The organism is Streptococcus sp. HMSC070B10 (genome assembly GCF_001808665.1).
Lineage (GTDB): Bacteria > Bacillota > Bacilli > Lactobacillales > Streptococcaceae > Streptococcus.
In genome coordinates this window covers 37,334-57,084 of the sequence record NZ_KV794205.1, presented here as the reverse complement: position 1 = coordinate 57,084, position 19,751 = coordinate 37,334, and the positions used below count along the sequence as shown (strand labels likewise).

Sequence of the window (19,751 nt, the reverse complement as noted above, 5' to 3'; positions counted from 1 at the left end):
CGCTCCTGTAGTATTGTTGTAGACTTGGGTGACAGTCCCAAGTTCGCTTTCATATTGGTCATATAAAGTTCTTCCCTCACCCATATTATCCTGATACTCTGTCATTGCTATTTGAAGATTTTTATCGTTTACATAGTCCTTAATCATTTTTTCCTTCTTCCAAAATCCTGTTTAGGTCACCAGTATATCCATAGTATGCAGTACTATAGGTACCATCTCCATTATCTATTAAGTTAAAATTCATCCTAAGATCTTTTTTCCCGTTCAAAAATAAACGTACCATTAAACCTCCTATTGGATTATAGGAAAGTTTTTCTTTATCAATTTCATAACTCTTAATGATCCCCTCTTCGGTCAGTGCTTTGGGATCTTCTTTCTTTAAATATTCTTCATAAACCTTTTTCGCCTCATCACTTGTCGCGATGGAAATCATTTCTTGTTTCTTTTGGTATTGGTGCATGCTACAACCTCCTATTGTGATTCCAATTACTGCTAAAATACTAAATAAAATAATCATGCTTTTTTTAGGTTTTTTCATGGTGCCTCCTTTAACCTGACCGTGTAACTCATCTATAGTATACCATAGATTATAAAGTGGACTTTCATTAAAATATTTCTCACATATTTATTTTATAACTTCAAGAAAAGAACCACGAGTCACATAGGATTCGTGGTTTTATAGTTCATCGGCTATCTTGTTGATTTTTCTGAGTCTGTGGTTGACACCACTTTTTGTAAGGGAAGTGCTGAGACTATCTGCTAACTGCTGGATAGAGTAGTCTGGGTGCTGAATCCGCAACTGCGCTACTTCCTGCAAATCCACTGGCAGATTTTCTAAGCCCATGATATCTTTGATTTTGCTGATATTGTTGATAGTCTTCATGCTGGCAGAGACTGTCCGAGCGATATTAGCTGTCTCGGCATTATTGGCCCGATTGAGGTCATTACGGGTTTCTCGCAAAATCTTAACCCGCTCAAAATCATCACGCGCCTGCATGGCTCCGATGACAATCAAGAAGTCCATAATGTCTTCAGCTCGCTGAAGGTAGGTCACTGCCCCCTTCTTGCGCTCAAGAACCTTGGCATCCAGTAAAAATTGCTGGAGAAGGGAGGCAATCCCTTGCGCGTGGTCCAGGTAAACAGAACTGATTTCCAACTGGTACTTACCTGATTCAGGATCACGAATGCTTCCATTTGCCAAGAAAGCGCCACAGAGATAGGCACGGCCTGCTTCCTCGTCTGATAAAATTGCCTCATCAATACCTGTTTCTAGGCCAAAGAAGGAGTCGGCCAAGTGTAAGTCACTCAATAAATCCTGCACCTTTTCATCTGTAAAAACGGTATAGACTCGATTCTTGCGGAGATTGCTCCGTTGGTGGTGGCGAATTTCTGATTTGATTTCATAAAAATGGAGGAAGGACTCATAGAGGTGACGAGCCAGTTTGGCATTTTCTGTCACGACAGACAAGGTCAAACCCGAAGTCGAGAGACCGATGCTACCAGACATCTTGATAATGGCAGACAATTCATGTCGGCTTAGATGGTGCTGACCTAGGATTTCTTCTTTTACTGCTACTGTGAAACTCATTTTCTCACCTGTATAATGCGCATCAATTCGTCCACTATCAAATCCCCATCGTGGAAGGCACCCCCATTTTCCAGACGAAGGAAGTTGGATGAAATCACACGCGGAACTTGCTTACAAAGACCAGCAAAATCATGTTCCACCTGCACCAAATATTCATCAAAACGGTTGGAATTCATGTATTCCTGAGGCACTTTTTCAATATTCACCAAGACAGTGTCGATAAAAGGTCGGCCAAGGTGACGATGCAAGACTTCCACGTGGTCACTATCTGTAAAGTGTTCCGTCTCCCCACGTTGGGTCATGATATTGCAGACATAGGCGATTTCTGCCTTGGTTTCCAAAAGCGCCTGCCCAATTTCTTTAATCACGATATTGGGCAAAATCGAGGTAAAGAGGGAACCTGGCCCGAGGACAATCATGTCGCTTTCAAGAATGGTCTGCACTACTCGACGGCTAGCCAGAGGTGTATCATCGTTGAGGGTATTGGTCACATAGACATAGTCAATCATACCTGGATGGTCTGCAATATGACTCTCTCCAGCCACTTCCGTACCATCCTGAAAGACTGCATGCAGGGTCAAAGGATGGTCACTGGAAGGATAAATCTTCCCAGTTGTGTGGAAAAACTTGCTCAGCAACTGCATGGCATTATAGGTCGAACCCTGCATTTCTGACAAGCCAGCAATAATGAGATTTCCCAGCGGATGACCAGCAAAGGCTCCGGCATCCTCAGAAAAGCGATACTGAAATACCTTCTCATAAAACTTAGGCATATCCGACATAGCCACAAGGACATTACGAAGATCACCTGGTGGCGTCAATTGTTGCATATTTTTTCGGAGTTCACCTGATGAACCACCATCATCTGCCACCGTTACGATAGCAGCGATTTCCACATCTTTTTCCCGCAGACTTTTAAGAATGACGGGGATCCCAGTTCCTCCACCAATCACCGTTATCTTTGGTTTTCTCATGAACGGTTTACCGTTTCCTTTCTTCGGTCTTTATCGCGATGCCCTTCATTGACAGGCCAATTCTTGGATAAGTCCTGCGCCAAGCGTTTAGCAAAGGCCACACTACGGTGTTGTCCACCCGTACAACCCATGGCAATGGTCAAAACAGACTTCCCTTCCTTTTGGTAACTTGGCAAAATCGGCTCAATCAAGGCCAACAAATGTTGATAAAATTCTTCTGACTCAGGATGGTTCATGACATAATCATAAACAGGTTCATCCACACCCGTTTGGTTTCTCAGTTCTGGAAGGTAATAGGGATTTGGCAAAAAGCGCACATCGAAGACTAAATCTGCATCAATCGGGATTCCATATTTAAAACCAAAAGACATGACCTCGATACGGAAAGACTGGGCTTGTTCTTGATCTGAAAACTGCTCTGCAATGGTTTTACGTAACTCACGTGGAGTAAGTTCAGTCGTATCCACAACATTTTGGCTCATATTTTTCAAAGGCGCCAAGAGTTCACGTTCCAGCTTGATTCCATCCAAAATCCGTCCATCTGCAGCTAGAGGGTGACTTCGTCTAGTTTCCTTGTAACGAGCGACCAATTCCTTATCAGCTGCATCCAAAAAGAGAATTTTAAAGTCCAGTTCTTCCTTATTTTCCAGCTCATCCAAAACAGCTGAAATCTCTGAGAAGAAAGAACGGCTACGCATATCCACTACCAAGGCCAACTTATGGTCGTCTTCCTTTGTTTCCACCAACTGCAAAAACTTAGGCAAGAGAGCTGGCGGCATATTATCAATAGTAAAATAACCCAAATCTTCGAAGGACTGAATGGCAACTGTTTTCCCTGCCCCACTCATTCCTGTTACAATCACCAAGTGAAGTTGTTTCTTTGTCATCTTTTTCTCCTTATATCAAAAGAAGTTTGGCAACACCAAACTTCAACTAGCTTATCCAATCTCTGCGATGACTTCGATTTCGACTTTTACATCACGAGGAAGACGAGCTACCTCTACTGCTGAACGAGCTGGAAATTCCTCTTTAAAGGCCGTTTGGTAAACCTCGTTAAAAGGAACAAAGTCGTTCATATCGCTCAAGAAACAAGTTGTTTTGACAACATGGTCAAAGTCTGTTCCTGCCTCTGCCAAAATAGCACCGATGTTTTTCAAGACTTGTTCTGTTTGCTCTTGGATTGTTTCTCCAACGATTTCCCCAGTTTCAGGAGAGAGAGGAACTTGACCACTAGCAAACAAAAGGTTGCCAACGATTTTTCCTTGAACATAGGGTCCGATAGCCTTTGGAGCTTTGTCTGTATGAATTGTTTTTGCCATTTTCTTTTCCTCACAATTTTTCTAAGATTGCATCCCAAGCCTCATCCATCCCTGCCTTACTGACAGATGAAAAGAGGATGAAGTCGTCACTTGGGTCAAAGTTTAATTTCTTTTTGATTGCTGATTCATGCTTATTCCATTTACCACGAGGAATCTTGTCCGCCTTGGTCGCCACAATAATGACTGGAATCTCATAATACTTGAGAAATTCGTACATCTGCACATCATCTGCTGACGGGTCATGACGGAGATCCACCAGACTGACCACTGCACGGAGATTTTCCCGAGTCGTTAGGTACTCCTCAATCATGCGCCCCCACTTTTCACGTTCCTTTTTAGAAACACGGGCATAGCCATAACCAGGCACATCTACAAAGCGCATCTTGTCGTCGATATTAAAGAAGTTGAGCAGCTGAGTTTTACCAGGTTTACCTGATGTTCGGGCTAGATTCTTACGATTCAACATAGTGTTGATAAAGCTGGATTTGCCAACATTTGAACGCCCTGCTAGGGCAATCTCTGGCAGTTCATCCTGCGGATAATGGGACTTATTAGCCGCACTGAGTAAGATTTCAGCATTGTGTGTATTAAGTTCCATAGTCACCTCTAGGCTGTTTCTAGGATTGGTTTATCCGTTCCATCGACAGCTTCTTTTGTGATGCGAACCAATTTCACATTTTCCTGACTCGGTACTTCAAACATGACATCCAGCATGGTTTCTTCGATGATGGAGCGAAGTCCACGCGCCCCTGTCTTCCGTTCAATGGCCTTATTAGCAATTTCTTGAAGGGCTTCATCGTCAAATTCCAACTCAACATCATCATAAGAAAGCAAGGTTTGATATTGTTTGACCAAGGCATTTCTTGGCTCTTTCAAGATACGAACCAAGTCATCCACTGTCAATTGCTCAAGAGCAGCAAAAACAGGCAAGCGTCCAATCAACTCAGGGATAATACCAAATTTTTGAATATCTTCTGCGATGATTTCTTGCATGTATGAGCTGTTTTCATCAATCGCTTTATTGTTTTGACCAAATCCGATGACTTTTTCTCCCAGACGTTGTTTAACAATTTCTTCAATACCATCAAAGGCACCACCCACGATGAAGAGGATATTCTTGGTATCTACTTGAATCATCTCTTGTTGTGGATGTTTACGTCCACCTTGAGGCGGCACGCTAGCAACGGTTCCCTCGATAATCTTGAGAAGGGCTTGTTGCACGCCTTCACCAGAAACATCACGTGTGATCGATACATTCTCGCTCTTCTTGGCAATCTTGTCAATTTCATCCACGTAGATAATCCCACGTTCTGCACGCTCAATGTTAAAGTCAGCAGCCTGTAGGAGTTTGAGGAGGATATTTTCCACATCCTCACCCACATAACCAGCCTCAGTAAGAGCTGTCGCATCTGCGATCGCAAAAGGTACATTCAAGCTCTTAGCCAAGGTCTGAGCAAGGAAAGTTTTCCCTGAACCAGTTGGGCCAATCATCAAGATATTTGATTTCTGCAAATCCACATCTTCTGACTCTTCACGCGTATCGTGGAAATTGATGCGTTTGTAGTGGTTGTATACTGCTACTGCTAAAGCACGTTTGGCACGATCTTGACCGATTACATAGTGGTTCAAGATATGGAGGAGTTCGATTGGTTTTGGAACTTCAGACAAGTCTGCCAAGACTTCTTCCGCCAACTCCTCACGAATGATTTCTTGAGCCAACTCCACACATTCATTACAGATAAAGGCGTTGTTGCCAGCGATTATTTTTTGTACTTCTTCTTGGCTTTTGCCACAAAATGAGCAATAAACCATCATATCATTATTCCTATTTGTAGGCATGATTTCCTTCCGTTCTATTCTATACTGTCATTCTATCTAAAATAAGGTCATGTAAAAAGCATGGATACTATTGACCAAATTGGTAAAGGCATTTAACCAGAGCAGGACAGAAAGTCCATAGCGCTTTTTACGAAAAGCCTGTGCTCCTGCAAGCAAGCAGACCAAACACAGCATGGCTGTGAAAAAACCAAATATACTACGTTCCATTAGACTTCCTTTCTCTTGCGGTATTGGATGGTAAAATCATAAGTATTTTTCTCATCTTTGGTAAAGGATTTGCTTGAAACTGTCTCAAAAAGAGATAAGTCAAACTCCTCAGGGAAATAGGTATCTCCCTCCACCCGAGCATGGATTTGAGTGACAATTACTTCATCCAAATAGGGTTCAAAAGCCTGAAAAATTTGCTTTCCACCGATAATATAGAGATTCTTGTCTTGACCCTGATACCAGTCTAGAACAGACTTGATGTCCTGAAAAGTAGTAACCCCATCTATCTTTTCTTCCAAATTACGTGTCAAAATCAAGGTCTCCCGTTTTGGAAGCAGACGACGTCCCATTCCATCAAAGGTCACACGCCCCATCAAGATAGCATGATTCAGAGTTGTTTCTTTGAAGTGTTGCAGTTCTGCTGGTAAATGCCAAGGCAGACGATTGTCCTTCCCAATTACACCATCTTCATCCTGGGCCCAAATAGCTACGATTTTCTTAGTCATGCTTCCATCCTTTTTACTGATAGTACTATTTTATCAAAAAACTCAAAAAAAGACTGGTTTGGAATGCGTTCAGTTTGATAGAAAAGAAGCAGGCTAGCTTTAGCCTGCTTCTCCTGTCCCTAGGACATACGTTTCTTTGCTTCTAATTCAATTTTTTTGACTACTTCTTGAATGTTCAAGCCAGTTGTATCAAGGTAGACAGCGTCCTCTGCTTGTTTGAGAGGCGAAGTCTCACGATGACTATCCTTGTAGTCACGCGCAGCAATTTCCTCTTTTAGGGTTTCAAGGTCTGTTTCAATTCCCTTGGCAATATTTTCCTTGTAACGGCGCTCTGCTCTCTCATCGACTGAAGCTACTAGGAAAATTTTTAATTCTGCTTGTGGCAATACAACAGTCCCAATATCGCGACCATCCATGACAATACCGCCTTGCTGGGCAATCTCTTGTTGGAGAGAAACTAGTTTCTCACGCACTTCAGGAATTGCTGCGATGGCAGAAACATGATTGGTCACTTCATTTTCACGGATAGGATGGGTAATATCCACATCTCCTACAAAGACAAGCTGTTCTCCAGTTTCTGAGCGCCCGAAACTGATTGGATGCTGGTCCAATAAGTCTAAGAGTTCTTCAACTTGTTCAACTTCTAATTGGTTCTTGAGAGCCATGTAGGTCGCTGCACGATACATAGCACCTGTATCTAGGTAGGTGAATCCAAAATCCTTGGCAATAATCTTTGCGACCGTACTCTTACCACTGGAAGCTGGACCATCGATAGCAATTTGAATCGTCTTCATTTATGACTCCTATCTAGTCTTAATCACATCTCCAGGATTAGCAAACCAAGATCCTGTAGCCATATGGCCAGGATTCAAAGCCTCTAACTGAGCAATCGAGATTCCTGCACGAGCGGCAATGGCGGCTTCTCCTTCTCCAGCCATAACTTTTGTAGTTCCTTCTGGATCATTTGGATGTTCTGAGCTACTAGATGACTCTTCTACCTTCTCCTCTGAACTAGAAGATGCCTGCTCTGAACTACTACTAGAAGTAGAAGAAACTTGCTCTACTTTTGTATCTGAATCGTGAAAATCTTTCAAGGCTGCTGTGCGATTACTCCCACCCGATGAAAGATAGATAAGAACAATAATCATCACAACTACAATCACAAAGAAAATACTTGCTAAAATAGTCAAGATACGATTAGCCAGCACTCCTCCACCTTGTTCTCTCTTACGACGTTCTGATCTTGTTTCTTCTTGATTCTCATAAATATCTTCTTGCCACGGTTCTTTTGCCATACCTTACTCCTTGTTTTTTTTTACTTTTCTTATTACAATATAAATATGAAAATCACACTTATACCTGAACGTTGCATTGCCTGTGGGCTTTGCCAAACTTATTCTGAATTATTTGATTACCACGATAATGGAATCGTGCGTTTTTACGATGACCCTGACCAACTAGAAAAAGAAATCTCTCCTAGTCAGGACGTCGTAGAAGCTGTTAGAAACTGTCCGACACGTGCCTTGATTAAAGATTAACTCTAACATCGATAAGAACGTTCCACTCCTTCTAGTTTAGCATATTTCCATGCAAAATTATAGTCTTTTCTCTTTATTTTTTTCTGTAAGATCAGGAAGGTCACTTTTTTCTTTGACGAGATAAAGTGGTCTTTTTTTAGTCTCTAGATAAATCTTACTGATATACTTGCCGAGAATCCCAATGGTCAAGAGTTGAATCCCTCCGAGAAAGAGAATAACAGCCATCAGAGAGGTCCAACCTGATGTCGGATTGCCCAAAATGAGGGTCCGAACCACAACAAAAAAGGTCATAAGTAGAGAAATAAAACAAGATAGGAGACCTGCCACAAAGGCGATAATCAAGGGAAAATCTGAAAAATTAACAATCCCTTCAATGGAGTAGAAAAAGAGTTGCCTAAAACTCCAACTGGTCTTGCCAGCCTGCCTTTCGACATTTGGATAGTCCAGATAGTGGGTTTTAAAACCCACCCAGGCAAAGAGCCCCTTTGAAAAACGATTGGACTCGGTCAAAGCTAAAATAGCATCGACTACAGATCTTCTCATCATGCGAAAATCACGGACACCTGACGGCAAGGCTACTGGACTAATTTTTTGCATAAGGCGATAAAAGAGATTAGCACAAAAACTGCGAAAGAAGGGTTCTCCCTCCCGACTAGTTCTCCGTGTTCCCACACAGTCTAAATCTGCATTTTGGTCTAGTAAGGCTTTCATCTCAAGCAACATACTAGGAGGATCTTGGAGGTCTGCATCCATCACCACCACTAGATCTCCTGTCGCATATTGCAAGCCTGCATACAGAGCTGCTTCTTTGCCAAAATTTCGTGAGAAAGAAATATAATGCACTGCTGGATTTTGCTCCCGATAGGTCTTTAAGAGTTCTAAGGTCCCATCACTCGATCCATCATCGACAAAGACATACTCGATTTCTGTTTCCAAATCTGGAAGTAAAGCTTCCAAAGCCTGATAAAAAAGAGGAAGTACTTCCTCTTCGTTTAAACAGGGGACAATGATTGATATCACCATCTTAGTCTTCGAATCCATTTGGATGCTTGCTTTGCCAACGCCATGCGTCTTCACACATTTGGGTGATGTCGAGTTCTGCTTCCCAACCGAGTTCTGCTTTGGCTTTTGCAGGATCTGAATAGCAGGCTGCGATATCACCTGGGCGACGGTCTACAATGCGGTAAGGAATTGGACGTCCCACTGCTTTTTCCATGTTTTGAATAATTTCAAGAACAGAATAACCTTTACCTGTTCCAAGGTTATAAACGTTTAGACCTGAACCTTTTTGGATTTTTTGTAGAGCTGCAACGTGACCTTTAGCCAAATCGACAACGTGGATATAATCACGAACACCAGTTCCATCTTCCGTATCGTAGTCGTCTCCAAACACTTGCACTTGCTCTAATTTCCCAACTGCTACTTGAGTCACATATGGCAAGAGGTTGTTTGGAATACCGTTTGGATTTTCTCCTAGGTCTCCACTTTCATGAGCTCCGATTGGGTTGAAATAACGAAGCAAGACCACATTCCATTCTGAGTCTGCCTTGTAGATATCGGTCAAAATTTCCTCTAGCATAAGTTTGGTACGACCGTATGGATTGGTCACTGAAAGTGGGAAATCTTCCAAGATTGGCACGGTGTGCGGATCCCCGTAAACTGTCGCAGAAGAACTGAAAATAATGTTTTTACAGTTGTTTTCTTCCATGACCTTCAAAAGACTAACAGTTCCAGCGATATTGTTGTCATAGTAGGCAAGAGGAATACGGGTAGATTCACCGACAGCCTTCAAGCCAGCAAAGTGAATGACCCCTGTTGGTTCTTCTTTCTTGAAAATATCTCTGAGGGTATCGGTATCACGGATATCTGCCTCATAGAAAGGCACTTCAACTCCTGTGATTCTTTCAACAACTTCTAAACTTTTTCTGTTACTATTAACAAGGTTATCCACCACAACAACCTGATGACCTGCTTGGATTAACTCAATAACAGTGTGGGTTCCGATAAAACCTGCTCCACCCGTTACCAAAATCTTTTCTTGCATCTTTTTTCCTCGATTCTCGGATTATTTTTTCTTATTTTACCATTTTTGATAGGGAATGTCATTTGCCATCCTAGAGGGGAGGCTAAAATTTCAGTAAAATTCTTATTCGCTTTTTACTCGTTTGACATAGTTTTCAATTGGATAGTTTAGAGGATCCAAAGTCATCTCCTTGCCTTGGACCAGTTGAGCCAGATGGTAACCAATGATAGGACCAGTTGTGAGGCCTGATGAACCTAGTCCACTAGCAGCATAGACACCTGACAATTCTGGAACCTGCCCAAAGAAAGGAGAGAAATCGCTGGTATAGGCACGGATTCCCACTCGTTCACTTCTGGAAGTCGCTTCCGATAAAACAGGATAGTGAGGCAAGGCTGCCTCCTCCATTTGTTTGAGCAAGGTTTCATCTACCGTCAAATCAAATCCCATGTCATTTTCATGAGTAGCGCCTAGGGATAATTTCCCACCTGCAAAAGGAATCAAATCCCACTCCCCTTCTGGCATAACAACAGGGTAAGCTTCCATGTCTTGGGCAAGTTGATAATCTCGGAGTTGCCCCTTTTGGGGACGAACATCTACTTCATAACCTAAAGGTTCTAACAGGTGCCCCAACCAAGCTCCCGTCGCCAAAATAACCTGATCAAACACTTCTTCGTCAATCTGGTAACCTGATGCTAAAGGTGTCAGAGTTACTTTTTCTTTGACCAGCTTGACCTGACTGGCTTCTAGCAAACGAGTGACCAAAAGCTGACCATCTACTCTCGCTCCACCAGAAGCATAGAGCAAGTGATCAAATCCCTGCAAACCAGGGAATAATTCGTTAGCTGATTCTTGGTCCAGAATGGCTAATTGCCCTATCAAAGGAGATTCTTCTCTACGCTGGAGGGCTAGTTGATAGAGTTCTTCCAACTTAGTTTCATCCTTTTTCAGGAGAAAGACTCCCGAACGCTGGTAAAAGTCGATTTCTTGTCCTGACTTTTCTAAATCAGCTAATAAATCCACATAAAAGTCAGCCCCCAAGCGCGCCATTTTGTACCAAGCTTTATTGCGGCGTTTGGAAAACCAAGGACTGATAATTCCCGCTGCTGCCTTGGTAGCTTGCCCCTGTCCATGGTCAAAAACGGTCACCTCTAGGTCACTTTCTTTCGAGAGGTAGTAGGCAGCTGTTGCACCTACAATCCCTGCTCCGATAATGGCAACTTTTTTCATTGTTTTCACTTTCTAACTAGATATGGTGGAAAGGATTGGTCGATGCTTTACTAGGTACAATATCGATTGCCCAGCCTTTTTCCTCTTTCCATTGATTAAGAAGCTCTGCAATTTTTTCCACGAAAAGCACTTCAATATAGTGGCCTGGGTCCAATGCCAACAAACCATCAGACAGCATATCCTGAGCAGTATGGTAGTAAATATCACCAGTGATATAGACATCTGCCCCCTTTGCCAAAGCATCCTTATAGAATGACTGCCCACTTCCACCACAGATGGCCACTCTTGAAATAGGCTTCTGCAAATCGCTCTCTTGATAATGCACCATTCGAAGACTATCTAGACCAAAGACTTGCTTGACATTCTGGGCCAATTCCCCAAATGTCTGAGGCTGAATATTCCCAATACGTCCAATTCCACGTTCTGGACCTGTCTCCTGCAGATAAGCCGTTTCCTCGATACCTAGCATCTGACAGAACCAATCATTGAGGCCATTTTCAACGATGTCAATGTTGGTATGGCTGACATAAACTGCAATGTCATGCTTGATGAGATCAATGTAAATCTGATTTTGTGGACGGCTAGCTACCAAATCCTTGATGGGACGGAAAATAGGTGCGTGCTTAACGATAATCAAGTCCACACCCTTTTCAATAGCTTCAGCCACCGTTTCTTCACGAATATCCAGAGTCACCATGACCCTTTGGATATCCTTGTCCAAAGTGCCAATTTGCAGACCACGACTGTCTCCCTCCATGGAAAATTCCTGAGGGCAAAAGGCTTCATACGCGTTAATCACTTCACTTGCTAACATGGAGCACCTCCTTGATGGCTTGAATCTTATCTACTAGAACTTGACGTTCTTCCAGATTTTTGTCTGGGATTTGTCCAAGGGCAAACTCTAGCTTAATAGCTTCTTTTTGCCATTTTTGGACAAAGACTGGGCTGACTTCTTTGGACAAAAAAGGACCAAAGCGGACATCGCTGGCTGATAGCTTCATTTGTCCTGCTTCCACCACCAAAATCTCGTAAAACTTGCCAGCTTCTTCTAAGATGCTTTCGGCTATAATCTGAAATCCGTTGTCTTGCAACCAGATACGCAAGTCGTCTTCACGATTATTAGGCTGGAGGATCAAACGCTCTACATTAGCTAACTTGTCCAAGCCTTCTTCTAAAATCCTAGCAATCAAACGACCTCCCATGCCTGCAATGGTGATGACCGACACTTGGTCTGCCTCTTCAAAAGCTGTCAGCCCATTGGCTAAACGGACTTGGATTTTCTCCTTTAACCCGTGACTTTCAACATTTTTAACCGCGGACTGATAGGGACCTTCTACGACCTCACCTGCAATGGCACTTTTGATTTGTCCTCTTTCGACCAACTCGATAGGCAGATAAGCATGGTCACTCCCCACATCTAGTAAAATGGCTCCCTGTGGCACAAAGGAAGCCACTAATTCTAATCTCTTTGAAATCATTTTCTCTCACTTTCCAAAACTATATTATTTCTTATTATACCACATTTCCGCTGGCAATCTTGCACCTAAAAAAACCGCAATCCTCAGATTGCAGTCTTTCTTTATTTTCTGGCTTGATAGCGACTAGTCAGGATGAAAATCAAGGTAAAGACCAACATCATGACACCATAAATAGGTAATGTTTGTCCTGTTAAGGTTGAAATTTCAAGCAGTTTTTGAATTCTTGGGAAGAGAGCTGTGGCTAGGAAGCCTCCTACTGACCAAACAATCAAGAGGACACGCCATAGGGTAAATGGCATGCAGGCTCTAAAAACTGATAAGAAACCAATTGACCCCAAGAGATAATAGAGTAGAGTTGAGATTTCTAACTCAGACCAACCTTGGCTACTTCCAAATATTTTCACAAAGAGTACGCTGAAGACGACCATGAGAGCGCTTGGTAGGGCACGAAGCATGGATCTTCTGAGGAAGTTTGGCTCGACAGGTTTGATATTTCGCTCAAAAGTCAGAACGAATGGTGGGAAACCTTCCACAAACTGGTCAATCATGGTAATCTGGATTGGAATAAAAGGGAAAATCAAGATCCATTCAGACCGTCCCAGAAGAGCACTGGCAATACAGATGACTGCGAGCAAGAATGAATAGATGGTCTTTATCAAGAAAATCGGGGCGATATGGGCAATGTTATTGACCACCCGACGACCTTCAAAGAGAATTTCAGGAACATCATTAAAGTCTGAGTTCAAGAGAACCAGATTGGCAATCTGACGAGTCGCAGGATCTCCCTCAGCCATCACGATAGAACAATCCGCCTCACGAAGAGCCAGAATATCATTAACTCCATCCCCTGTCATAGCTGTTGTATGACCCGCTTTTTTCAGTGTTTGGATGATGAGTTTCTTTTGATGAGGGGAAACACGTCCGAAAATCGCAGTCTCCTCCGCCATAGCAACCAATTCCTCATCCGTAATTTTCGAGCAATCGACATAGCTGTGGTAGTCCGCAAAACCAGCCTTCTGGGCAATGCTGGATACCGTAACTGGATTGTCACCAGAGATAATCTTGAGCCCCACTTCCTGAGAACGGAGATAGTCCAGCGTCTCTGCTGCTCCCTCCCGAATCGGGTCCAAGATTTCCAGCAAGGCTAGAGCCTGAATATCAGATGGTTTCTGTGGCTTGTGATGGTCTAATTTCTCCTGACTGAGAGCTAAGACTAAGACACGTGAACCTCTCTCCAAGGCCTCTCTGGCTTCTGGTACCTCAGAATCCAGCAACATCTCAGGTGCACCTAAGAAAACTGTTCCCAAATCTTCTAACTCCATGGCTCCCCACTTGCGGTCGCTTGAGAAGGGAAGATTGGAAATCATAGGGTAGGCTACCTGACCTTGGAAACGCTGGCGAATGGCTTGGGCAGTTGGATTTTTATCCTCACTATGGGCTATGTAGCTGGTCAGGATACTGGCAATGGTCTCTTCACCATAAGTTTCCGTCAGTGGAAGTACAGCCTCCACCTGCATCTTTCCTTGGGTAATGGTGCCCGTCTTGTCCAGACAGAGCATATCCACGCGCGCCAAGGTCTCAACAGAGTACATCTCCTGCACCAAGACCTTTTTCAGGCCAAGCTTAATCACTGCAGTCAAGAGCGAAGTAATGGTCAAAAGGGCAATTCCCTTAGGCAACATCCCCAAAAGGGCTGTCGACGAATTTACAACGGATGACTTGAGAGGCAAGCCTTTCAACATCAAGGCTTCTAGCAAGAGAGCCAGACCAAAAGGAATGATAATCTTCCCAGTAAAACCAGCTAACCTGTCCAACGATTTCATGATACGGGAGTTGATGGGTTTAACGGTCTTGGCTTCTAGCATGAGCTTGGCAGCATAGTTGTCAGCACCGACATGGTGGACTTGAGCCAAAACTGACCCACTAGCTAGGAAACTTCCTGACAAAAGCAAGGCATCCACTTCCTTCTGCACCAAATCACTTTCCCCCGTCAACATGGCTTCATTGACTTCCGCAAAGCCTTCCAAAACCAAGGCATCACTGGGAATCTGCTCTCCAGCAGACAGACGAATGACATCTCCTAGCACCAATTTTTCAGGATTAAGAGCAACTTCCTGACCATCGCGAATAGTCTTGACCTTTTCCTTGGTCATGAGATTGAGCTTATCCACCATGTGTTTGGCCCTCAGCTCAGTCACTATCCCTGAAAAAGCGTTAAAGCAGATAACAGCAAAGAAGACCAAATTGCTCCAAGCCTGCACAAAGGCAAGGGCCAAAGCAATGGCAAAGTTCAAAGCGTTAAAAAGAGTAAAGACATTTCGTTTAACGATTTGCCAAGTGCTGGTATTGGCCGAAGCAGTAAAATCATTGACCAAGCCCTTAGCCTGTCTTTCCTTGACTTCTATTTGGGTTAATCCCATAATCTTATTTTTATCCATAAATTCTATCATACCATTTTTTCTAAAAGAATTCTAATTTCATCCCAAATATGGACCTGGTCAAGGGAAAAGTTTGCCAGCCCTCCTTTGATAAGGTATAATAATAACAAGAAAAGAATCTAAGGAGATCGCATGTTTTATACTTATTTACGTGGATTGGTTGTATTGCTCCTATGGTCCATCAATGGCAATGCCCACTATCATAATACTGATAAAATTCCTAATCAAGATGAAAATTATATTTTGGTTGCGCCTCACCGCACTTGGTGGGATCCAGTTTATATGGCCTTTGCGACCAAGCCAAAACAATTCATCTTCATGGCCAAAAAAGAACTCTTTACCAACCGTATCTTTGGCTGGTGGATCCGTATGTGTGGTGCTTTTCCTATCGACCGGGAAAATCCAAGCGCCTCAGCCATCAAATACCCTATCAATGTTCTCAAAAAAAGTGACCGCTCTCTCATCATGTTTCCAAGTGGGAGCCGTCACTCAAACGATGTCAAGGGTGGCGTAGCTCTGATTGCCAAAATGGCCAAGGTCCGTATCATGCCTGTTACCTATACAGGTCCCATGACTTTGAAGGGCTTAGTTAGCCGCGAGCGTGTCGATATGAACTTTGGAAATCCAATCGATATCTCCGATATCAAGAAAATGAATGACGAAGGCATTGAAACAGTCGCCAATCGTATCCAAACAGAATTTCAGCGTTTGGACCAAGAAACGAAACAATGGCACAATGATAAAAAACCAAACCCACTCTGGTGGTTTATCCGCATTCCTGCCCTCATCCTTGCCATTATCCTCGCTATCCTAACCATCATCTTTAGCTTTATCGCAAGCTTCGTCTGGAATCCAGATAAAAAGAGAGAAAACCTTGGTTAAACAAATACAACAATCCCTTGGCAAAAGCCAAGGGATAAATCTTTTATTCGATTTTCCATTTTTGGGCCAACCAGCTGGAAAAAACTAGAAATCGCTCAGCTACTTGTTCATGGTGTCCATAAGGATCAAAAACAAACTGGCCGTTCGGATAGCATTTCTGAAGACTGGTATGGATCTGCTCAGCATAGGCTGGTGCTTGAGCCAAGCGATTAGTATGGTGCGCTCCTTCTGTTTGACCATTCTGTAAATACAGCAAACAGTCCAAATTTTCCACATTTTCTTCCTTGCAATAAGTCACAAAATCAGGATACCAAAAGGAACCGCAGATTGAAAAGACACAGGAAACCTTGTCAAAGCTGAAAAGACTGTAAACTGCCGCCAAGCCACCTAGTGAATAACCTCCATAGGCAAGGCGTGCTTCATCCAGGCGATAAAGCGACTGCAACTTGTCTAAAAGACCTCCAAATAAATGATCATGATAGGCCTTGGCCTGACCTCCAAAATCTGGAGCTCCATCTCTCAGAGCAGCTGCTTTCCAAGGAGTGTAGTCATCTAGGCGATTTTTAGAGGTCAAGCCCACTAAAATCACAGATTCTGAAAGGGATGATAGGAAATCCAAGTTTCCATCATTCAATAAAATAGCTGGATAGGTTTGATTGGGGTCGTAGTTAGAAGGAAGGCTGATTTTGACTTGAATTCCTTCCCAATCAAACTCATTATTTATTGATAAAGTCATTGATTTTCTCAAGGGAATCAATCACTGCTGGACCATAGTCCATCAACTCATCGTAAGAAATGGTCATGATTTTTTGATTCTTAATAGCAGGAACGCTTTCCAAAACAGCATTTGCCTTCATCAACTCTACTGCTTTTTCATCCAATTTTTTATTGCGGTCGCTGGTTACATAGATAATCAATTCAGGATCCATTGACACGAGGTTTTCCAAGGTCAAGCCTGATGTCCCCGTAGCAACGTTTGTATAACCAAGTTGGTTCAGCAAACTTTCTTGCAAAGCAGACTTGTAGGCACCGAAGGTTTCATCATTATAAGCAACCATAATCAAAGCCTTTTTCTTTTCACCTTGACTTGCTGGATTTGCTTTCTTAACAGCGTCAATTTTAGTTTGTAATTGGGCTGCGTATTCATTGGCCTTGTCCTGAACATTAAAAATCATTCCAAGATTTTTAACATCTTCTACAATATTTCCTAAATCTTGCTGAATCGTTGAGAGAGAAGCTTTTTGCGTATAAACTGGGATTTTGTTTTCATTCCAAGTGCTAACTGTCCCCAAGGATTTTTCAGAAAACATCATGTTTCGCCCCATCACAGCGTCTGGCTCATAAGAAAGGACTGTCTCTTGTGAGACTGTTTTTTTATCCCCAATTTGAGGAATCGTCGCAATTGCCTCCTTGTATTTGTCCGTCACAGCATTATCAGGGTTAAGCATGCCAGCAATTTTATCCTTCAAGCCTAACTCCAATAAGATTTCAGTGGTAGAAAGATTGTTGGTGATAACTTTTTCAGGTGCCTTGTCAAAGACTTGTTCGACTTCATTTCCCTTAGCATCATAGGTCTTAACCGTTAACGGATAAGTCGTCTCTGCGTTTGCCTTTTGACTTGTTTCTGTGCTAGACTGTGTGGTAGCTTTTTCTGTAGTAGTATTGCCACAAGCTGCCATGGTTAGGGTAGCTACTGTTACGAGTAAAATGCTTAGTGTTTTTTTCATCTTGTTTTCCTTTTCATTCTTATAAATAGTGAATCATGGCTTGCTGATCCTTGGTCCAAGTCACCTGACTTTGAACTCCGTATACAGTTTGCAATGACTCAGGGGTGATGGTCTCCTTTGGAGTCCCTTGGTAAAGGATTTCCCCCTCTTTCATCAGATAGAGATAATCCGAATAGCGACAAGCAAGTTGAATATCGTGTAGGACAGCTAGAACATTGACCTTGAGCTCCTTCACAATGGCCAACAAGTCTAGCTGATACTTGATATCCAAGTGATTGGTTGGTTCATCCAGGAGCAAGAGAGTCGGTTCTTGCGCCAAGGCGCGGGCTAATAAGACTCGTTGTTTCTCCCCCCCTGACAGAGACGAATAGAGACGAGTTTTCTTCTCGAGCATATCCACCTTAACGAGGGCATCTTGAACGAGTGTAAAATCTCTTTCCCTTTCCTTCTGTAAAAAAGAGAGGTGGGGAGTTCTTCCCAGCAAGACGATTTCCTCAACTGTACAATCAAACTGCAGCTGGTTAAACTGGGTCACAACTGCCATTTGCTTGGCTGTTTCTTTGAGCGTCCATTGTTCCAGAGGCTTTCCATCTAGGCTTATCAAACCTTTTTCCGTCTTTTCCTGACGATAGAGGAGTTTAAGTAGACTGGTTTTCCCGCTTCCATTTGGTCCTAATATCGTGTGAAATTGATGCCCCTCAACCTTAATAGAGACTCCTTTGAGGATTTTTTTCTCTCCCAGTCCAAAATGGATGTCCTGACAAATCAAGTCCATATCAGCCCCTCACCTCCCTTCGCCTACCTCCAACAATGTAGATAAAGAAGGGAGCACCTACTAAGGCTGTGAAAATACCAATAGGAAGCTCTGCGTTTGGAATGATGATACGAGAGAGTACATCTGCCCAGATGATAAAGAGGGCACCTAGCAAGGTTGCAACAGGAAAAAGCCTCTTGTAATTCGTTCCTACTAATCCTCGAGCTAAATGTGGAGTAATCAGACCGACAAATCCAATAATCCCACAGGTTGCTACTAATACTGCTGTCAGCACAGCCACCATGGTCACATAAAGATACCAATAAAAACGTAAGGGAATCCCCAAAGTTAAAGCAGCCTCATCTCCCATCATCATCGCATTGAAAACACGATACTGAGTAGAGAAAAATAGAAAGGCTATTCCTACTACTATAGTTGGCAGGACCAAGTCTGCCCAGGAAGTCCCAGCGAGCGAGCCCATGGTCCAAAACTTAATGGTCATCACACTGTCCGCATTAGCTCCGACTGAGATAATAAAGTTGGAAAATGCCAGAAAGAGAGCGTTGACCACCGTTCCTGATAAAATCAGACTGGAAGTCGTCATCCTTCCCTGCATAGAGGCAATGATGAGGACAGCAATTGTTGCCAAAATAGCTCCAAGAAAAGCTCCAAGGCTAATCACCAATTTTAAACCAAGAATGATGCTCAAGGTTGCCCCTAGAGTTGCACCCGCAGATATTCCTAAGACATAAGGCTCTGCGATGGGATTGTTCACTGTAGACTGCATCACGCTACCACACATAGAAAGACCAGCCCCCACTATCAAACCTAGCAATACTCGGGGGAATCTCATGTTCCATACAATGGCAAGAGTGGACTTGGAAACCTCTCCTACCTCAAGAGGAAACCCCAACCTGCTCAAAATAATCCGATAGGTATCGCCTAGATCAATCGCAACGGATCCCATTGAAACTGCTAGAAAGAGGGAAATTCCTAAAACACCTAGTAAAATACCTAAAAGCAATACAAATTGCAGGTCCTGTCGGCTTCCAGAAAATTTGGAAAGCATGCAAACCTCCTTTGATAGAATCTTAAAAATTTAGAAAATTCTCATGAAAAGTATACCATATTTTTAACTATGGAACAAGATGAGAAAAATGAATATAGTTGGTCTTACAGTACTAATAATCGTAACCGAAGATTATACTTGAGTATATCGAGGTAAAGTGACAACATAAAAAGCCCTCTGAA

The 19,751-nt window shown here is 42.9% G+C and carries 23 protein-coding genes; 2 read left to right on the top strand and 21 right to left on the bottom strand.

The window, feature by feature from the left end:
* Nucleotides 1-139: 139 nt before the first annotated feature.
* The 11 genes from HMPREF2613_RS07385 to HMPREF2613_RS07335 form a co-directional block, all read right to left on the bottom strand.
* Entirely contained in the window at nucleotides 140-538 is a 399-nt protein-coding gene (locus HMPREF2613_RS07385; RefSeq protein ID WP_070479884.1) for a DUF1310 family protein, read from the bottom strand.
* Nucleotides 539-676: 138 nt separating this feature from the next.
* Nucleotides 677-1,588, bottom strand: coding sequence for a DNA-binding protein WhiA (whiA, locus tag HMPREF2613_RS07380; protein WP_068811243.1), 912 nt, complete (start codon nucleotides 1,586-1,588; stop codon nucleotides 677-679).
* Nucleotides 1,585-2,562, bottom strand: coding sequence for a YvcK family protein (locus HMPREF2613_RS07375; protein WP_070479883.1), 978 nt, complete (start codon nucleotides 2,560-2,562; stop codon nucleotides 1,585-1,587). The genes whiA and HMPREF2613_RS07375 overlap by 4 nt, the downstream gene beginning before the upstream one ends.
* Nucleotides 2,559-3,449 carry an RNase adapter RapZ gene (gene rapZ / locus HMPREF2613_RS07370; protein WP_070479882.1) on the bottom strand — a complete coding sequence of 297 codons (891 nt, stop codon included), beginning with the start codon at nucleotides 3,447-3,449 and terminating at the stop codon, nucleotides 2,559-2,561. Before rapZ ends, HMPREF2613_RS07375 begins: the two co-directional genes overlap by 4 nt.
* Before the next feature lie 51 nt (nucleotides 3,450-3,500).
* Complete coding sequence (locus HMPREF2613_RS07365; RefSeq protein WP_001140420.1) at nucleotides 3,501-3,881, bottom strand: RidA family protein; 381 nt, start codon at nucleotides 3,879-3,881, stop codon at nucleotides 3,501-3,503.
* Nucleotides 3,882-3,891: 10 nt separating this feature from the next.
* A complete protein-coding gene (gene yihA, locus HMPREF2613_RS07360) occupies nucleotides 3,892-4,479 on the bottom strand; it encodes a ribosome biogenesis GTP-binding protein YihA/YsxC (protein WP_000422605.1) in 588 nt (195 codons plus the stop codon).
* 8 nt (nucleotides 4,480-4,487) lie between these two features.
* Nucleotides 4,488-5,720, bottom strand: coding sequence for an ATP-dependent Clp protease ATP-binding subunit ClpX (clpX, locus tag HMPREF2613_RS07355; protein WP_012972566.1), 1,233 nt, complete (start codon nucleotides 5,718-5,720; stop codon nucleotides 4,488-4,490).
* 36 nt (nucleotides 5,721-5,756) lie between these two features.
* Complete coding sequence (locus HMPREF2613_RS07350) at nucleotides 5,757-5,927, bottom strand: hypothetical protein (RefSeq protein ID WP_000442260.1); 171 nt, start codon at nucleotides 5,925-5,927, stop codon at nucleotides 5,757-5,759.
* Nucleotides 5,927-6,433 (bottom strand): dihydrofolate reductase, encoded by a 507-nt coding sequence (locus tag HMPREF2613_RS07345; RefSeq protein WP_070479881.1) that lies wholly within the window; start codon nucleotides 6,431-6,433, stop codon nucleotides 5,927-5,929. The genes HMPREF2613_RS07350 and HMPREF2613_RS07345 overlap by 1 nt, the downstream gene beginning before the upstream one ends.
* A gap of 119 nt (nucleotides 6,434-6,552) precedes the next feature.
* Nucleotides 6,553-7,227 carry a (d)CMP kinase gene (gene cmk, locus HMPREF2613_RS07340; RefSeq protein ID WP_070479880.1) on the bottom strand — a complete coding sequence of 225 codons (675 nt, stop codon included), beginning with the start codon at nucleotides 7,225-7,227 and terminating at the stop codon, nucleotides 6,553-6,555.
* A 9-nt stretch (nucleotides 7,228-7,236) separates the two neighbouring features.
* A complete protein-coding gene (locus HMPREF2613_RS07335; RefSeq protein ID WP_023946238.1) occupies nucleotides 7,237-7,728 on the bottom strand; it encodes an SAG1386/EF1546 family surface-associated protein in 492 nt (163 codons plus the stop codon).
* 45 nt (nucleotides 7,729-7,773) lie between these two features.
* On the opposite strand from HMPREF2613_RS07335, the gene HMPREF2613_RS11100 reads away from it, so the two are divergent.
* Nucleotides 7,774-7,971, top strand: a complete 198-nt coding sequence (locus HMPREF2613_RS11100; RefSeq protein WP_004235080.1) for a ferredoxin — start codon at nucleotides 7,774-7,776, stop codon at nucleotides 7,969-7,971.
* Nucleotides 7,972-8,028: 57 nt separating this feature from the next.
* Here HMPREF2613_RS11100 and HMPREF2613_RS07330 read toward each other — a convergent pair whose 3' ends face one another.
* The 6 genes from HMPREF2613_RS07330 to HMPREF2613_RS07305 all read right to left on the bottom strand — a co-directional run bounded on the left by HMPREF2613_RS07330 (nucleotide 8,029) and on the right by HMPREF2613_RS07305 (nucleotide 15,137).
* Nucleotides 8,029-8,994 carry a glycosyltransferase family 2 protein gene (locus HMPREF2613_RS07330; RefSeq protein WP_070479879.1) on the bottom strand — a complete coding sequence of 322 codons (966 nt, stop codon included), beginning with the start codon at nucleotides 8,992-8,994 and terminating at the stop codon, nucleotides 8,029-8,031.
* Nucleotide 8,995: 1 nt separating this feature from the next.
* Entirely contained in the window at nucleotides 8,996-10,015 is a 1,020-nt protein-coding gene (galE, locus tag HMPREF2613_RS07325) for a UDP-glucose 4-epimerase GalE (RefSeq protein WP_070479878.1), read from the bottom strand.
* Nucleotides 10,016-10,117: 102 nt separating this feature from the next.
* The gene (locus HMPREF2613_RS07320; protein ID WP_070479877.1) at nucleotides 10,118-11,221 is read right to left on the bottom strand and encodes an NAD(P)/FAD-dependent oxidoreductase; all 1,104 of its coding nucleotides are present in this window, start codon (nucleotides 11,219-11,221) and stop codon (nucleotides 10,118-10,120) included.
* Between the two features lie 16 nt (nucleotides 11,222-11,237).
* A complete protein-coding gene (locus HMPREF2613_RS07315) occupies nucleotides 11,238-12,035 on the bottom strand; it encodes a Nif3-like dinuclear metal center hexameric protein (RefSeq protein ID WP_070479876.1) in 798 nt (265 codons plus the stop codon).
* The gene (locus HMPREF2613_RS07310) at nucleotides 12,022-12,699 is read right to left on the bottom strand and encodes a tRNA (adenine(22)-N(1))-methyltransferase (RefSeq protein ID WP_070479875.1); all 678 of its coding nucleotides are present in this window, start codon (nucleotides 12,697-12,699) and stop codon (nucleotides 12,022-12,024) included. Before HMPREF2613_RS07310 ends, HMPREF2613_RS07315 begins: the two co-directional genes overlap by 14 nt.
* Before the next feature lie 101 nt (nucleotides 12,700-12,800).
* The gene (locus tag HMPREF2613_RS07305) at nucleotides 12,801-15,137 is read right to left on the bottom strand and encodes a cation-translocating P-type ATPase (protein ID WP_070479904.1); all 2,337 of its coding nucleotides are present in this window, start codon (nucleotides 15,135-15,137) and stop codon (nucleotides 12,801-12,803) included.
* A gap of 132 nt (nucleotides 15,138-15,269) precedes the next feature.
* Here HMPREF2613_RS07305 and HMPREF2613_RS07300 point away from each other — a divergent pair, with 132 nt between their 5' ends.
* Nucleotides 15,270-16,019: a lysophospholipid acyltransferase family protein gene (locus HMPREF2613_RS07300; RefSeq protein WP_045611210.1), complete on the top strand. Its 750-nt coding sequence runs from the start codon at nucleotides 15,270-15,272 to the stop codon at nucleotides 16,017-16,019.
* 43 nt (nucleotides 16,020-16,062) lie between these two features.
* On the opposite strand, the gene HMPREF2613_RS07295 is transcribed toward HMPREF2613_RS07300, so the two are convergent.
* The 4 genes from HMPREF2613_RS07295 to HMPREF2613_RS07280 are packed head-to-tail and all read right to left on the bottom strand — an operon-like array spanning nucleotide 16,063 to nucleotide 19,569.
* Nucleotides 16,063-16,755: an alpha/beta hydrolase gene (locus tag HMPREF2613_RS07295; RefSeq protein WP_070479874.1), complete on the bottom strand. Its 693-nt coding sequence runs from the start codon at nucleotides 16,753-16,755 to the stop codon at nucleotides 16,063-16,065.
* Complete coding sequence (locus tag HMPREF2613_RS07290) at nucleotides 16,736-17,746, bottom strand: ABC transporter substrate-binding protein (protein ID WP_049552704.1); 1,011 nt, start codon at nucleotides 17,744-17,746, stop codon at nucleotides 16,736-16,738. The genes HMPREF2613_RS07295 and HMPREF2613_RS07290 overlap by 20 nt, the downstream gene beginning before the upstream one ends.
* 19 nt (nucleotides 17,747-17,765) lie before the next feature.
* Nucleotides 17,766-18,521, bottom strand: coding sequence for an ABC transporter ATP-binding protein (locus tag HMPREF2613_RS07285; protein ID WP_070479873.1), 756 nt, complete (start codon nucleotides 18,519-18,521; stop codon nucleotides 17,766-17,768).
* Between the two features lies 1 nt (nucleotide 18,522).
* Complete coding sequence (locus HMPREF2613_RS07280; RefSeq protein WP_070479872.1) at nucleotides 18,523-19,569, bottom strand: FecCD family ABC transporter permease; 1,047 nt, start codon at nucleotides 19,567-19,569, stop codon at nucleotides 18,523-18,525.
* Nucleotides 19,570-19,751: the final 182 nt, after the last annotated feature.

Coding starts and splice junctions, on each gene's coding strand:
- HMPREF2613_RS07385 (WP_070479884.1), bottom strand. CDS start 538: ATGAAAAAACCTAAAAAAAGCATGATTATTTTATTTAGTATTTTAGCA.
- whiA (WP_068811243.1), bottom strand. CDS start 1,588: ATGAGTTTCACAGTAGCAGTAAAAGAAGAAATCCTAGGTCAGCACCAT.
- HMPREF2613_RS07375 (WP_070479883.1), bottom strand. CDS start 2,562: ATGAGAAAACCAAAGATAACGGTGATTGGTGGAGGAACTGGGATCCCC.
- rapZ (WP_070479882.1), bottom strand. CDS start 3,449: ATGACAAAGAAACAACTTCACTTGGTGATTGTAACAGGAATGAGTGGG.
- HMPREF2613_RS07365 (WP_001140420.1), bottom strand. CDS start 3,881: ATGGCAAAAACAATTCATACAGACAAAGCTCCAAAGGCTATCGGACCC.
- yihA (WP_000422605.1), bottom strand. CDS start 4,479: ATGGAACTTAATACACACAATGCTGAAATCTTACTCAGTGCGGCTAAT.
- clpX (WP_012972566.1), bottom strand. CDS start 5,720: ATGCCTACAAATAGGAATAATGATATGATGGTTTATTGCTCATTTTGT.
- HMPREF2613_RS07350 (WP_000442260.1), bottom strand. CDS start 5,927: ATGGAACGTAGTATATTTGGTTTTTTCACAGCCATGCTGTGTTTGGTC.
- HMPREF2613_RS07345 (WP_070479881.1), bottom strand. CDS start 6,433: ATGACTAAGAAAATCGTAGCTATTTGGGCCCAGGATGAAGATGGTGTA.
- cmk (WP_070479880.1), bottom strand. CDS start 7,227: ATGAAGACGATTCAAATTGCTATCGATGGTCCAGCTTCCAGTGGTAAG.
- HMPREF2613_RS07335 (WP_023946238.1), bottom strand. CDS start 7,728: ATGGCAAAAGAACCGTGGCAAGAAGATATTTATGAGAATCAAGAAGAA.
- HMPREF2613_RS11100 (WP_004235080.1), top strand. CDS start 7,774: ATGAAAATCACACTTATACCTGAACGTTGCATTGCCTGTGGGCTTTGC.
- HMPREF2613_RS07330 (WP_070479879.1), bottom strand. CDS start 8,994: ATGGTGATATCAATCATTGTCCCCTGTTTAAACGAAGAGGAAGTACTT.
- galE (WP_070479878.1), bottom strand. CDS start 10,015: ATGCAAGAAAAGATTTTGGTAACGGGTGGAGCAGGTTTTATCGGAACC.
- HMPREF2613_RS07320 (WP_070479877.1), bottom strand. CDS start 11,221: ATGAAAAAAGTTGCCATTATCGGAGCAGGGATTGTAGGTGCAACAGCT.
- HMPREF2613_RS07315 (WP_070479876.1), bottom strand. CDS start 12,035: ATGTTAGCAAGTGAAGTGATTAACGCGTATGAAGCCTTTTGCCCTCAG.
- HMPREF2613_RS07310 (WP_070479875.1), bottom strand. CDS start 12,699: ATGATTTCAAAGAGATTAGAATTAGTGGCTTCCTTTGTGCCACAGGGA.
- HMPREF2613_RS07305 (WP_070479904.1), bottom strand. CDS start 15,137: ATGGATAAAAATAAGATTATGGGATTAACCCAAATAGAAGTCAAGGAA.
- HMPREF2613_RS07300 (WP_045611210.1), top strand. CDS start 15,270: ATGTTTTATACTTATTTACGTGGATTGGTTGTATTGCTCCTATGGTCC.
- HMPREF2613_RS07295 (WP_070479874.1), bottom strand. CDS start 16,755: ATGACTTTATCAATAAATAATGAGTTTGATTGGGAAGGAATTCAAGTC.
- HMPREF2613_RS07290 (WP_049552704.1), bottom strand. CDS start 17,746: ATGAAAAAAACACTAAGCATTTTACTCGTAACAGTAGCTACCCTAACC.
- HMPREF2613_RS07285 (WP_070479873.1), bottom strand. CDS start 18,521: ATGGACTTGATTTGTCAGGACATCCATTTTGGACTGGGAGAGAAAAAA.
- HMPREF2613_RS07280 (WP_070479872.1), bottom strand. CDS start 19,569: ATGCTTTCCAAATTTTCTGGAAGCCGACAGGACCTGCAATTTGTATTG.